6 protein-coding genes and 3 pseudogenes are annotated in these 14,804 nt (G+C 51.1%); 6 read left to right on the forward strand and 3 right to left on the reverse strand.

What is annotated here, in order from left to right; translation table 11 throughout:
- Positions 1-76: 76 nt before the first annotated feature.
- Positions 77-574, reverse strand: a pseudogene (locus H4J77_RS14995) (LysR substrate-binding domain-containing protein); the annotation flags it as partial.
- Between the two features lie 21 nt (positions 575-595).
- Between H4J77_RS14995 and H4J77_RS15000 the strand changes: the two are divergent.
- Positions 596-793 (forward strand): annotated as a pseudogene (locus H4J77_RS15000) (4-oxalocrotonate tautomerase family protein).
- 229 nt (positions 794-1,022) lie between these two features.
- On the opposite strand, the pseudogene H4J77_RS19970 reads toward H4J77_RS15000, so the two are convergent.
- Both H4J77_RS19970 and H4J77_RS15005 read right to left on the reverse strand, forming a co-directional pair.
- Positions 1,023-1,245 (reverse strand): annotated as a pseudogene (locus tag H4J77_RS19970) (GNAT family N-acetyltransferase); the annotation flags it as partial.
- A gap of 95 nt (positions 1,246-1,340) precedes the next feature.
- Positions 1,341-2,771, reverse strand: coding sequence for an integrase family protein (locus tag H4J77_RS15005; protein ID WP_123890766.1), 1,431 nt, complete (start codon positions 2,769-2,771; stop codon positions 1,341-1,343).
- A 609-nt stretch (positions 2,772-3,380) separates the two neighbouring features.
- Here H4J77_RS15005 and H4J77_RS15010 point away from each other — a divergent pair.
- From H4J77_RS15010 to H4J77_RS15030, 5 genes are all read left to right on the forward strand, one after another.
- Positions 3,381-6,653: a helicase-related protein gene (locus H4J77_RS15010; RefSeq protein ID WP_182249228.1), complete on the forward strand. Its 3,273-nt coding sequence runs from the start codon at positions 3,381-3,383 to the stop codon at positions 6,651-6,653.
- Complete coding sequence (locus H4J77_RS15015; protein ID WP_182249230.1) at positions 6,650-7,432, forward strand: DUF4391 domain-containing protein; 783 nt, start codon at positions 6,650-6,652, stop codon at positions 7,430-7,432. Before H4J77_RS15010 ends, H4J77_RS15015 begins: the two co-directional genes overlap by 4 nt.
- Before the next feature lie 10 nt (positions 7,433-7,442).
- Positions 7,443-9,377 (forward strand): site-specific DNA-methyltransferase, encoded by a 1,935-nt coding sequence (locus tag H4J77_RS15020; RefSeq protein WP_182249232.1) that lies wholly within the window; start codon positions 7,443-7,445, stop codon positions 9,375-9,377.
- Between the two features lie 11 nt (positions 9,378-9,388).
- Positions 9,389-11,047 carry an RNA-binding domain-containing protein gene (locus tag H4J77_RS15025; protein WP_182249234.1) on the forward strand — a complete coding sequence of 553 codons (1,659 nt, stop codon included), beginning with the start codon at positions 9,389-9,391 and terminating at the stop codon, positions 11,045-11,047.
- A 105-nt stretch (positions 11,048-11,152) separates the two neighbouring features.
- Positions 11,153-14,254, forward strand: a complete 3,102-nt coding sequence (locus H4J77_RS15030; RefSeq protein ID WP_182249236.1) for a type III restriction-modification system endonuclease — start codon at positions 11,153-11,155, stop codon at positions 14,252-14,254.
- Positions 14,255-14,804 lie beyond the last annotated feature (550 nt).

A 14,804-nucleotide genomic window follows, 5' to 3' on the forward strand; every position in this document is an offset into this window, starting at 1 on the left:
TTGAAGGTGACTTTTGTATCGCAAAAGCTCCCAGGATCGCTGGGAATACCAGAGCGTGGTTTCGGATGGACCTCGATCAACGCCAACGCTCAAAAAGCTGTACCAGTTCGTCCACTACGTAGCGCACTTTCGGCCGTAGGTGAGACACCTTTGGCCATACCGCGTGCACTTCAACGGGCTCGGGCTCATAGGCCCCCAGTACCTCTACCAATAGCCCGGCATTGATGTCATCCGTGAACAGACAGCGCGGCATCTGACACAATCCTGCCCCAGCTACCGCCGCCAGGATCATTACCTCGCCATCCCCAATTTGATGGGTCACCGGGGGAGCGAACCGCACAGTTTGGGAATGCTGTTGCACGCGCCAGGACAGCGGCTGGCCACGCCTATGGCCAACGATGCAGTGGTGATGCACAAGATCTTCCAACTGTTGAGGTGTCCCATATCGTTCCAGGTAGCTGGGCGCCGCGCAAATAGCCCAGCGTTGCCGCGCCAGACGGCGTGCCACCAGCCCACCGACATCCTTGAGCTCGCCGAACCTGATCATCAGGTCGATACCTTCTTCATTTCTATCCATTGTGAAAGAGGATCTACCATGCCCGTCGTACGAGCTAGCTGGTTTGAAGGGAAATAGCACGCGCAAAAAGCCACTGTTGCTGCTGATATTACCGAGAGTATTGTGAAAAACACGGTTACTCCGGCCGAGTACATTTACGTCATCTTCGAAGACGTGGCGCCATCGGACTGGGCCGGTTCCGGCAAGTTGTTTGGCGATGCACCAGACAAACCCTAAGGCAGTCGGCGAAAAGCAATGCATCGGCTAGTACAGCGATGCACTCCCTAGTTCAGGGTAGAAACTCTGCCTGACCGAGTTCGGTCCGGGGCCTTTGTTGGAGCTGGTGGAGAGCGAGCTGAATAACGTGCGTTAACTCCAGGGGCGGGAGCAAACAAGAGGCTTTTCAATGTGTCTCTATGTGTCACTGACGGTAGTCTTTTGGGTTCTTCTTCTCAGATCAGTCGTTTCAAAAAAACCGCTTTTGTCCTGGTGGGAGCTCATCAAGCTGACCTAGTTGAGTAAAGCCTTGTTTCGGGTAAATACTCGGGAGCCTGAAAATCAAAAGTATCAAACCAGATGCCGATACAGCCTTTTGCTTTTACCAGATCTTCAGCCATTTCCATTTGACGTGGGCCAGTGCCTTGGTTTCTGGTTTGCTCAGGTACGGCCCATAACTCGATGAACAGCCACGATCAAAAATGCTGCCACAGGCCTGGTTGCTCAATAGTGAACTCCGAAATATTGGTGAAAGCAATGTATAGCGGACTTTAAGCGTATTTACCCTTCATTCGATCTGAGGCTCTGACAACGGGATTTCTTTTCCACCAATCATAAATGCGCGAGGAGCGTCAGATTCGACCACTGCCGGTTTAGCTTCGATCTTGTTAGCCTGAGTTGTTTCGCGGCCATAATCTTTTAGCCAATTTCGGTGCCCAAATGACTCTTTGAATAAGCTGAGCAGATGGTCGTGCCAGTCATCCAAAGCCTTCGCTTTTTCGTCGAAATATGCATATCTGTCGTAGATCGCGTCCACGCTAAGATTCGCGTGATTAAGAATTCGGCTGCGTACGTTCTTGCCCAGGCCCCGGCCTGACATATGAGTCGTGGCGGTTCTCCTCAGGTCATGAGCAGTAGGCCTTGGATACCCTTCAGCAATTCGAAGCAGCCCTTCAGACTTCACAAGCTCTGCGTCGGCGACATACGTGTCATAAAGTCTGCGCATTGCCCGGTTTAAAGAAGGTTGAGTCTGATGTGATGACGTACCTCTGCCAGGCAGAACCCAAGGGCTGGGTTCTGCGGCACCGCCGCTCTTTTCAAGTTTTACCGTTTGAAGATGTTTTAGGTGTTGCAGGATTTTGATTACATGGGAGGACAAGGGGATTGCGACGGGATTATTGTTTTTCTCAAAGCGGCCGGACCTGTCCCAGATCCCTTGCTTCAAATCCAAGTCGACCCAGCGCATTGCAGCAATAGTCCCCGAACGCTGCGCAAGCATCAAGGAAAGCAGTAACGCAAAACGAGTGGCTACGGTAATCGATGGATTTGCTAAGCGTTTTAAAAACCAAACTAATTCGTGCTGATTGAGAGCCCGCTCTCTAGGTGTTTCTTTCGTTATTTTTTTCATCTTCACCAGTGGTGTGGCTTCGATAATGTCGCGCTCTACGCAGAAATTGAACAGCGCCCGAACTACAGCTTGCAGGCGATTCGCTGCGACCGGGGCGGTTCTGGCCTTGTCATCCAGTAGAGCCAAAATCTGCCTGCGCTTAACGTCTTGAAGCTTCATGTCTCCAATGCATTTTACAAAATCGTTCTTGAGCATCCGCTCGTCTTCTTTCCAAGACTTTTTGTTGGCCATGGCCCATTCAAGGTATGTGTCCACGGCATCAGCGACGGAAGGGCTCGTCCGGTACTCGAACAGTTCAAGTGTCTTTTTCTGACCTGGATCGATGCCTTGCTCTACCAGCTGGGCGGCATGCCTGGATCTGGCTCGGGCATCCGCCAGTGACATCTTTGGATAGGAACCCAAGGTCAGGCGCCTTGGTTTGCCGTGAAAGCTGTATAGCAGGATGTACGCTATTGATCTTTTGTTCACCCGTACGCCGAAAGTCCCCTGGCCGTAAAGAGGAGGATCGAAGAATTCTTGGCGGTCTTTCTCGGGGTCGTACTTTAGCCGCTTCAGAAAATGTTCTTTCAATGCAGAGCGATTGCTGCTCATGGCCGATCCTTTTGGGGTAGGTTTCGGGTAGGAGTTTAGCGTTTCGGGTAGGATTCGGGTAGGAGTTTGACCATTTTTATTTCGTGGTTATACATTGCCTGTTTTGGGCTTTACGGAAAATAAATCCTTTATAAACAAAATGATGAGATAGATAAAGTTTGATTTATAGTCTTTAAGAGCCTCTGATTGCGTGACAATAACACTGACTTGTAATCAGTAGGTCCCGAGTTCGACTCTTGGTGCCGGCACCACATAAATAAAGGCTTGCAGCGATGCAGGCCTTTTTTATTTTTGGGTTGGGGTTACGCCGGGGTTACATTTCTATTTGTTCTCACAGATAGCAGGTGTGCCTCTAATCAGGCGCTTACTCGGATCTTAGGTCGTCTTCGCGTCGGCAAGGTCCTCACGCTCTTGTACTGTCCTCAAAGCTAATTCAATATTTCCCACGACAGACGATATTAGTGATCTCCTTTGGCGTGATGGCTGTAGTAAAGTTGTTAAGCATTTTATCTTACATTCCCTATAAAATTGCCTTTCAATAGCCGCTGGCCCTATGCTGTCATGACCTGTTTATGGATGTACGGGCTGTGAGCCCATGAGGGGCTTTTCGTGGAAATGATCGACAATATCAATCGTCTGCTGGGCGATGACTTAAAAGATACGATCAAGTCGGGCTCCCGTCTGAAGATCGCTGCCTCTTGCTTCTCTATCTATGCCTTCGAAGCGCTGAAGAAAGAGCTGTCCAGCGTCGATAGCCTGCAATTCATCTTCACCGCGCCTACCTTTGTGCCAAATGAAGTCACGGACCGGCTCAAAAAGGAGCGGCGAGAGTTCTTCATTCCGAAGTCCCAGCGCGAAAGCGGACTGTATGGCACCGAATTTGAAATCCAGCTTCGCAACAAACTCACCCAACGGGCTGTCGCTCGTGAGTGCGCGCAATGGATACGCAGTAAAGCCAAATTTCGCTCGAACAAGACCAAGGCCCCTATGCAGTCCTTCGTGCATGTGGCCGCGCATGACCAGGCTGCTGCGTACATGCCGATTAGTGGCTTTACTGCAGTCGATCTGGGCTATCAGCAGGGCAATGCTGTCTCAAACTTTGTTACGCGAATGGATGAGCCTGCCCACGCGCAGATGTATCTTCAGCTTTTCGACCAGATCTGGAGCGACCCGGGCAAGGTAGAGGACGTCACAGCTGCCATCTGTGACCATATCGAGTCGGTGTATCAGGAAAATGCCCCCGAGCGAATTTACTTCCTCATGCTCTACAACATATTCCGCGACTTCCTGGAGGAGGTGGATGAAGATGTGTTGCCCAATGATCTGACGGGCTACCGCGACACCCTTGTGTGGAACAAGCTCTTCAACTACCAGAAAGACGCAGCTACCGGCATCATTAACAAACTGGAAACCTACAACGGCTGCATCCTCGCCGACAGTGTGGGGCTGGGTAAAACCTTCACCGCGTTGGCCGTGGTCAAGTACTACGAGCTGCGCAACAAGTCGGTTCTGGTGCTTTGCCCGAAGAAGCTGGCTGACAATTGGCGCAACTACAACAGCAACCTCACCACCAATATCTTCTCAAAGGATCGTTTCAACTACGACGTGCTCAGCCATACTGACCTGTCACGTACCTCCGGCGAATCCTTCGGTATGCCATTGAATCGGATCAACTGGGGCAACTACGATCTGGTCGTTATCGACGAATCGCACAATTTCCGCAATAACGATGTCTATAAAGACCGTGAAACGCGCTATCAGAAGCTAATGAACAAGGTCATTCGTGCTGGAGTAAAGACCAAAGTACTGATGCTGTCGGCCACGCCAGTCAACAATCGCTTCACTGACCTGCGCAACCAGTTGGCGCTGGCCTACGAGGGCCAGTCTGAGGGCCTGGTCAAGCACCTGAAAACTAACACCAGCGTGGAGGAAATCTTCCGCCGTGCACAAAAGGCCTTCAACGCCTGGACGGATCTCCCGCCGGAAGAGCGCACCTCAGCGTCTATTCTGAAAACGTTGGATTTTGATTTTTTCGAGTTGCTGGATTCGGTCACTATTGCCCGTTCGCGTAAGCACATTCAGGCCTTCTATGACACGACAGACATTGGGCCTTTCCCTGAGCGTCTTAAGCCATTGTCATTTCACTGCCCCATCACGGAGCGGGAAGATGTTGCTGATCTAAACCATATTTTCACTCAGTTATCGATACTCAAGCTGTCTGTTTATGCGCCTATCAGTTACATATTGCCGAGCCGGCTGCGAAAGTATGAAGAGCTTTACGACACGCAAACTGAGGGTGGTCGCGGCAAGCTAAGGCAGGTTGACCGCGAACGCAGTCTTCAGGCGCTCATGACGACCAATCTACTCAAGCGCCTGGAAAGTTCAGTCGCCGCCTTCCGCCTGACGCTGGCGTCCCTAAGCGGCAACATCAAGCGAACGCTTGAGGCCATTGACACATTTGAAGCCAGCGGCAAAGTTGCCCAGGTCGGTGACTATTTGGATGACATCGATAGCTTTGACGCTGATGACGAGGAGCTAGGGGGACTTGGTGAGTTTACCGTAGGCAAGAAAGTACAGATCAGCCTGGAGGATATGGACCTGGCATCCTGGAGGCACGACCTGGATACAGACCTTTTGTTGATCGAAGACCTGTTGGCGTCAATGCGCCTGGTTACGCCGGCCGATGACAGCAAGCTGCAACACTTGCTACAGCTTATCCAAGGGAAGCTGGAACAGCCGCTTAATCCTGGCAACCGCAAAGTACTGATCTTCACAGCTTTTGCCGATACCGCCAATTACCTCTACGACAGCCTGGCACCCATAGGCCTGAAACTCGGCCTACACGTGGGCAAAGTCACCGGGTCTGATGCGCCTAAATCGACGCTGCACAAAACCTATGACTTTCAAAGCCTACTCACTTTGTTCTCGCCACGCTCCAAGGAGAAAGCGATAGCACTGCCGGATGAGCCCGGTGAGCTGGATATTCTGATTGGTACCGACTGTATATCCGAGGGTCAGAACCTTCAGGATTGCGATTACCTGGTCAACTATGACATCCACTGGAATCCGGTGCGTATTATCCAGCGCTTTGGCCGGATCGACCGGATCGGTTCACCCAATCAACAGATACAGCTGGTCAACTACTGGCCAGACATAAGCCTAGACGAATATATCAACCTCAAAGAACGGGTTGAGAATCGTATGGTCATTGCCGATGTAACCGCAACCGGCGACGACAATGTGCTGACAGCCAAGTCTAGTGACATTGCCTACCGCAAAGAGCAACTCAAGCGTCTACAGGACGAAGTGATCGAGCTGGAAGACGTGAAAGCGGGTATCGCGATTACCGATCTTGGCCTTAACGAGTTTCGGATGGATCTGCTGAACTACGTCAAGGAATACGGTGAAATCGATAATGCGCCCTATGGCATGCATGCTATCGTCCCATCTCAGCCCAAGCTAGGTCTGCAGCCGGGCGTTATTTTCGCGCTGAAAAACATTCACGATAGCGTCAACGTCAATCAGCAGAACCGCCTGCATCCGTTCTATTTGGTCTACATCGGCGAAGACGGGAAGGTGGTCGCCGACCACACAGAGGTCAAGCGTCTACTTGACCTGATCCGCAGCAGCTGCAAGGGCAAGGATGAACCCATCCGTGCGCTGTGCCGGTTGTTCAATGAGCGCACGCAGGATGGGCGCAATATGCAACCCTATTCTGACCTGCTTAGCCAGGCCATCCGCAGCATGATCGAGGTAAAGGACGAAAAGGATATCGACAGCCTGTTTGGCGGTGGCCGGACTACTGCATTGACGACCACTATCCAGGGCCTGGATGATTTTGAGTTGATTGCCTTCCTCGTCATCGAAGGCAGCGATGCATGACCCTGTTTGCCTGGCCAAAAAAAGCGGCGTTTGGTCGCGTAGTACCAAAAAATAAAATCTACGATCACGCCGCGGCGAGTGGCGCCCTGAAGGAGCGTTTCGTCCAGCAAGTGGACCAGATCAACTGGGCATTCAAGCTGGCGCCAGAAACCGTAAATTTGTCAGCCACCGAATCAGTGGCGGAGATCCAAATATTCCGCATTACCCTCAAGGGAGTTGGGCTCGACAACGAAGTGCTCAAAGCTATTGATCGGGCCATACCTTTCCCGCTGATCTTCGAGCTGATGCAGGGAGGGCGCATAAAACTCGCAGCAGCCTATAAGCGACCAGCGCAGAATACGACGAATGATAAAGCAAGCGACCGCTGGGTAGTTGGGAGCTACTTTGGGACTGACTGGCAGCCAGAGAGCGCGCCACGCCATCCATTGCCAATAGCCTTAGATATGAGCGGGCTTTACGAACAGCTGCTTAGCCCATTGGTGCAGAATGGAGTCGCTGCACCAGTAGTAAAAGGCACAGTGTTGCAAGCGCATGATTCTGCGGCAGCAAGCTATACCTCGGCGACGAAATCCGAGCAGGCTGTGCGCCTGACGCTGGAGCAGCGGATCGAACTGGCTGAAGCTATAACGGCTCAGCAGAAAGAGATTGAGCAGATCAAGGCGCGCTTGGGCCGCGAAAGACAATTCAACAAACGCGTAGCTATCAACACCGAGCTGCGCGACGCTAAACAGGAACTACAGCGGCTAACCCAACAGCAGGCCGCTGTATCGAGATATTGAGAGAATACTTATGGAAAAACTAAAAATGCACAGTCTTGATGTGACCCAAGACAATATCGCCAAAATTAAAGAGTTATTTCCTGGCTGTGTGACTGAGGCGCGTGATGAAGCAAGCGGTAAGTTACGTTTGGCTGTAGATTTTGATCAGTTACGCCAAGAGTTAAGCGATTCGATTGTGGAGGGGCCACAGGAGAGATATCGGCTTGATTGGCCTGGAAAGCGGGAGGCTTTGGCCCTTGCAAATGCGCCGGTTGGTAAGACCTTACGGCCTCTGATTTCAGAAAGCGAAAACTTCCTTGAAACTAGAAATATATTCATCGAAGGTGACAATCTAGATGTACTAAAAACTCTTCAGGAAAATTTCCTTGGCAAAGTTAAAATGATTTATGTCGACCCACCATACAATACGGGGAGAGATTTCGTTTATAGGGACGATTTTGCAGAAAACTCAAGGGAATATCTCAGACAATCAATGCAGCAAAGCGCCGAAGGTGAAAAGCTTATCGCTAATCCTGAGTTTTCTGGAAGATTCCACTCTAACTGGCTTAGCATGATTTATGCAAGACTAAAGGTTGCTCGTAATCTTCTTTCTGAAGATGGAATTATTTTTATTAGTATCGACGACGTCGAAGTTGATAATCTAAAAAAAGTATGTAATGAGGTTTTTGGGGAAGGTAATTTTATTGGTTGTGCTGGTAGAATTACAAAAAAAAGCAATAATAAAGGTGAGTTTTGGGCGCCCAATTTCGACTATATACTGACATATGCAAAAAGTTCTGATTTTGCTGAGCCCTTCTTTGGTGGTGTTAATTTCGATGCGTATAAAGAGATTGATGATGAAGGGCCTAGAGCGGGCGAACCATACCAACTTGTTCGACTGTATATGTCCACTATACAAAACAGGAATCCTGACCAGAGGTTTTGGGTTGAGTGCCCTGACGGTTCTAGAGTGATACCGCCAGGCTCAACCTTTCCACCTGTAAGGCCAAACCTTGGTGACGGTATCTGGCGTTGGAGTAAGCAAAAGTTTGAGGCTGAGAGGGATCGGATTGTTGTGAAAAGGGTTCGTTCGTCTAATCTCGTGTCAGACAGTGGTGAGCCAGCACTATGGAATGTTTTCACCAAAACATACCTGGCAGATGTTATAGAAAACGCGACTGCGAAGCCAAACAGCTTCATAGAAGGGCACATAAACCAGCTTGGCAGTCATGAATTAAAAAAGCTCGGAATCCCTTTTAGTTATTCTAAGCCCACTTCCCTGATTGAGTACTTGGCTGAAATATCAAAAACTAAGGGTGACGATATAATTTTAGACTTTTTTGGCGGGTCTGGGACAACCGCGGAAGCAGTTTTAAGTCTGAATTCAAAAACCGGAGATAGAAGAAGATTTATAGTTGCTCAGATTCCTGAGGAGATTGATCCAAATCAAGATGCTTATAAGCAAGGCTATAGATACATAACAGAGATCGCTAAAGAACGTATTCGTCGAGCCGGCAAAAAGATATGCGAGGGTGATTCTCACTCCGATTGGAACCGCGATGTTGGCTTTCGTGTGCTCAAGGTCGATACCTCAAACATGAAGGGCATCTACTACCGCCCCGATGAGCTGTCCCAAGGCGATTTGATTGAGGCAGTGGACAACGTCAAGCCAGACCGCACCCCTGAAGACTTGCTGTTCCAGGTGCTGGTGGACTGGGGTGTGGATCTGACATTGCCCATTCGCAGTGAAACCTTGCAAGAAAAGACGGTGTTCTTTGTGGATGACAATGCCCTGGTCGCCTGTTTCGATACCGGCATTAGTGAAGATCTGGTTAAAGAGCTGGCCAAGCATGAGCCCTTGCGCGTCGTGTTTCGCGACAATGGCTTTATTTCTGATGCGGTGAAAATCAATGTCGAGCAGATCTTCCGTCAGCTTTCTCCAAGCACCGAAGTCAGAAGCCTCTGAGGAGCTATGACATGGACCAGCTAGCCCTGCATGCGCTGCTTGAGGCTTTGATCAGTACCTGGGAAAACGAGGTGGTGGAGTTCAAGCAAGCCGGAAACGACTATGACACGAACAAGATTGGTGAGTACTTCTCGGCACTAAGCAACGAAGCTAACCTGCGTGGGCAAGAACGTAGCTGGCTGGTTTTTGGCGTCAGCAACAAAACCCGCAGCGTCGTTGGGACTAATTATCGTGAAGAGCCAGAGCGCCTGCATAGCTTGAAGCAGCAGGTGGCGCAAAGCACCGACCCCAGTGTCACTTTCCGCGACATTCATGTATTGCAGCATGCGGGTGGTCGGGTGTTGCTGTTTGAGATGCCCGCAGCGCCACGGGGTATCCCGATTGCTTGGAAGGGGCATTATCACGCGCGTGCTGGTGAAAGTCTTGGCCCTCTTGGTTTGGACAAGCAGGACGAGATTCGGCAACAGACTTTGGCACAAGACTGGAGTGCACAACTGGTGCCGGCTGCTGGCCTGGCCGATTTGGATGAGGCGGCGCTGTTTAGGGCGCGGGAAGCTTTTGCCCAGAAGTACGCCAATCGCTTCAATGCTGACGAGGTCATGGGTTGGCCAATTACTACCTTCCTTGACCGGGCGCGTATCACCCAGAACGGTCAGATCACCCGCACAGCATTATTGTTGCTGGGCAAACCTGAGTCGGTCTGGCACCTTTCGCCACATCCGGCACAGATGACCTGGAAGCTGGAAGGGGCCGAACGGGCCTACCAACACTTTGCGCCGCCGCTGCTCTTGACTACCACTCAGCTGTATCAGCGCATCCGCAATATCCAATTGCGCTTGTTGCCCCAGGATGAATTGTTGCCCATTGAGGTCTCCAAGTACGATCAGAAAATTGTGCTGGAAGCTCTGCATAACTGTATTGCCCATCAGGACTACACGCGCAACGGTCGGGTAACGGTGATTGAGCAGCCCGACCGACTGGTGTTTGAAAATGAAGGCAGCTTCTTTGACGGTGCTCCAGGGGACTATCTGGAAGGTAATCGCATACCTCGCCGCTACCGCAATCCTTTCCTGACCCAGGCCATGGCCGAGCTCAATATGATCGATACCATGGGCTACGGCATTCACGATATGTACGCCCGCCAAGCGAAGCGTTACTTTCCCATGCCAGACTACGACCTCACGAACCCTGATGCTGTTGGGCTTACCATCTATGGTGGCGTTGTGGACCCTGCCTACAGCCGTCTGCTGATCCAGAAGACAGATCTTCCGTTGGCTGATGTATTGGCCCTGGACCGGGTGCAGAAAAAGTTGTCGATACCTGATGAAGCGGTGGCCCTTTTGAAGCGTGCCGGGCTGATCGAGGGTCGTAAGCCTCGCTTCTACGTATCGGCCAGCGTTGCCAAAGCCACCGGAAACATGGTGGATTACATACGTACCCGGGCCCAAGATGATGAATTTTACGCTAAACAGATCACTGATTATTTGCGCCAGTCTGGTCAGGCCAGCCGCGCCGATATCGACAAGTTATTGATCGATAAGCTCAGTGACGCGCTGAGTCCAGAGCAGAAGCAGCGCAAGATTGGCAACTTGCTAACCAAGCTAAGACGACGCGGGCGCATTCTTAATACCGGGTCGCGAGGTAAGCCGGAATGGAAGCTTGCAGAATGAATCAGCGCTTTGAAATAGTAAGACTGCATAAGAATCAAATACCTACGCCTTTCTGCAAAGACGAAATTCCGTACACATGCAGAAAGAATGCAGAAAGAGAATGCTATGAAGCTGAAGTTTAAAACCCAGGTCTACCAGACGCATGCTGTGGAGTCTGTAGTGGACTGCTTTGCCGGTCAGCCGCTGCTTGACGGTCTGACCTACCGCATCGACCCTGGCCAGCAAACCCAGGCAAGTGCCTTTGATGATGAGGGCTTCAAGAACGCCGACTTGGCGCTCAGCGAAGCCCAGGTGCTGGAGAACATTCAGACCGTCCAGCGTCGTCAGAACCTGCCAGCTTCAACCTCACTGACCGAGTTCACTACCTACGACACCAAAGGTAACCGGGGACCGGTCAAGGCAGCCTACAAGAAGGATGCGCTGGCTGCTACGCGCATCCATCTGGACGTCGAGATGGAGACCGGCACGGGCAAGACCTATTGCTACATCAAAACCATCTTCGAGATGAATAAGCGCTTTGGCTGGAGCAAGTTCATCATCATGGTGCCCTCCATTGCCATCCGTGAAGGGGTGCTCAAGTCTTTGCAGATAACTGCGGAGCATTTCACTGAGGGTTACAGCAAAAAAGCGCGTTTTTTCATCTACAACTCGAAGCGGCTCCATGAGTTAGAGAGCTTTTCATCCGACGCTGGCATCAACGTGATGGTGATGAATATCCAGGCATTCAATGCCCGTGGAGCAGATAACCGGCGTATTTACGACGAGCTGGATGATTTCCAATCGCGCAGGCCGATTGATGTTATTGCCGCAAATCGGCCCATTCTCATTCTGGATGAACCGCAGAAAATGGAAGGCAGTGCAACGATGGAAGCCCTGCCCCGTTTCAAGCCATTGATGATCCTGCGCTACTCGGCAACCCACCGTACACATCACAACCGCATCCATCGGCTGGACGCCCTGGATGCCTATAACCAAAAGTTGGTCAAAAAGATTGCCGTGCGCGGTATCCAGACACGTGGTCTAGCCGGCACCAATGCCTATCTATATCTGGAGGGCATCGACATCTCCAGGCAGGCCCCGGTCGCTCGCATAGAGCTGGAGGTAAAGCTCAAGTCAGGACAGATCAAACGCCAGCTGCGCCGTCTGCAATTCCGGGATGATTTGTTTGCCGAGTCCGGCGAGCTGGATCAGTACCGCGACGGTTTTACCATCAGCCAAATCGACGCCACTAATGACACCGTGGAGTTCACCAACGGTGTGGTACTTAAAGCTGGAGAAGCCAGTGGTGATGTATCTGAGCATGACATTCGTCGTATTCAGATTCGCGAAACCATCAAGGCCCACCTGGACCGGGAAAAACAGTTGTTTGCGCAGGGCATCAAGGTGCTGTCACTGTTCTTTATCGACGAGGTGGCCAAGTACCGCGATTACGGTCAGCCTGATGAGCAGGGCGAATATGCGCGTATCTTCGAAAACGAGTATGAGCTGCTAAAGAACGAGTATTTGTCCGAATTGGTGATCGATAATGAGGCCTACCGGAAGTACCTTGGTGGTATTGCCCCGGCTGATACGCACAACGGTTACTTTTCCATCGACAAGAAGACGAGTCGCCTGAAAGACCCGGTGGTGGGAGCTCGCTCCGTTGACTCCGATGATGTAGACGCTTATGACCTGATTTTGAAGGACAAGGAGCGCCTGTTGTCTTTCGAGGAGCCGACAAGGTTCATTTTCTCCCATTCCGCTCTACGCGAAGGATGGGATAACCCCAATGTGTTCATAATGTGCATGTTAAAGCACAGCGACAATACGATTTCCCGTCGTCAAGAGGTAGGTCGTGGCCTGCGCTTGTCGGTGAATCAGCACGGGGACCGAATGGATAACCCCGCGGTTGTGCATGACATTAACGTTCTGACGGTCATTGCCAGTGAGAGCTATAAAGACTTTGTGGCAGGCTTGCAGCATGAGATCAGTGAAACCCTCAGCGCACGTCCACGCCAGGCCACCGCTGGCTTTTTTACTGGAAAACTACTACACACCGAGCATGGTCAGGTTGAAGTTAACGCAGATATGGGCTCAGGGATTGAGTTCTACCTGGTTCAAAACGGTTACGTGGACCGGCAAAAGAACATTGTTGATAAGTACCATGAGGCTAAGGCAACCGGGCTGCTAGCCGAGCTGCCTGATGATTTGAAGCCTTATGCTGAGCAGGTCTTTGCGCTGATCGACACTGTATTCAGTGAAGGTCAACTGCCCAAAATAGAGGATGGCCGCAAGCCAAAAACCAACCCGCTCAACGCCAACTTCGACAAGAAAGAGTTTCAGGCGCTGTGGCAGCTCATAAACCGTAAAGCCGTGTATCGCGTCGATTTTAGCTCTGATGAGCTGGTGCGCAAGTGCATTGCTGCGCTGGATAAGGAGCTGCGAGTAACTCCCTTGCAGTACACCGTGCAGAAGGGCATCCAGAAGGACGGGCTGACCGACGACCAGTTGCGCGGGGGGGATGGCTTTGAAGTTGAGGAAACTGCTACCGAGTATGGCGATTCCATCCATTCAAGGGTTCGCTATGACCTGCTGGGCAAAGTGGCCGAAAATGCTCATCTGACACGCGCGACTGCTGCCAACATTTTGCGGGGCATTCAGTCTGCTGTGTTCGATCAGTTCAGACAGAACCCCGAGCACTTCATTGCTGAGGCTTCAAGGCTAATCACCGAACAGAAAGCAGCAATGGTGATCGAGCGCCTTGCATATGATGAGGTCGAGGAACGATACGATGTGGATATCTTCACTGCCAACCAGACCGGCCAGGATTTCTCTCGCGCCACGGAGAAGCTGAAAAACCATGTCTACGATTACGCCATCACTGACTCGGATGTTGAACGTCGCTTTGTGAAAGAGTTGGATGTCAGTAGTGAAGTGGTGGTTTACGCCAAACTGCCGCGAGGTTTCCTGATCCCCACTCCCGTAGGTGATTACAATCCAGACTGGGCTATTTCTTTCCGTGCTGGCAGCGTAAAGCACATCTACTTTGTCGCGGAGACAAAGGGCAGCATGTCGTCCATGAAGCTGCGCGAGATAGAGAAGACCAAGATCGAGTGCGCCCGGAGGTTCTTCCATGAGATCAGTCAGCAAGTAACCGACGAGAAGGTAAAGTATGACGTGGTGACGGACTATGGCACGCTAATGGATGTTGTTAGCTCGATTACTTGATCTTTAATTATAGGGCTCTTTGCCTGCGGATTAGAATTGTTCCTATAGCTGCTCGATGGGATGCCAAGCTAGAGTTGATCCAGTGCGAAAGCGCATTATGTTTGGAGTGTCATTTGTTAGAGCCTTTGATTCCGTTAGCAGTCCACTGAGCCCATTGGCTCGTCTTTTGCTGCAAGCCGGTTGAGCCTTGTGATAAAGCCTCAGATCTATCACTTTGAAAACTGCTGGGTCCAGGAAGCCTGGGCCCAGCCAAGAGGAGCACTAGCTATTAATCGATAGAGGTTAGGCTGTGTCTATTTTTTGTGGAGTAAGGGGGGTGGGTTCTACCCCGTAACTGCGGACACTTGGACGACTTGGCCAACGAAATAGAGGGGTTGAGTCCTCCACGATGATTCGAGCTCTTAGAAGCATCGCTTGGGTCGTGTGAATCGCCCCTAGTTTCGTAGACACCTCCAGGCCTTATAATCGAGGCACCCAGGAGGTCCAATGAGCAACTCACGCTACACCGAAGAATTTAAAATTGAAGCCGTCAAACAGGTGGCTGACCGAG

The organism is Pseudomonas sp. 5Ae-yellow, assembly GCF_014077575.1.
In the GTDB taxonomy this organism is placed as follows: Bacteria; Pseudomonadota; Gammaproteobacteria; order Pseudomonadales; family Pseudomonadaceae; genus Halopseudomonas; species Halopseudomonas neustonica.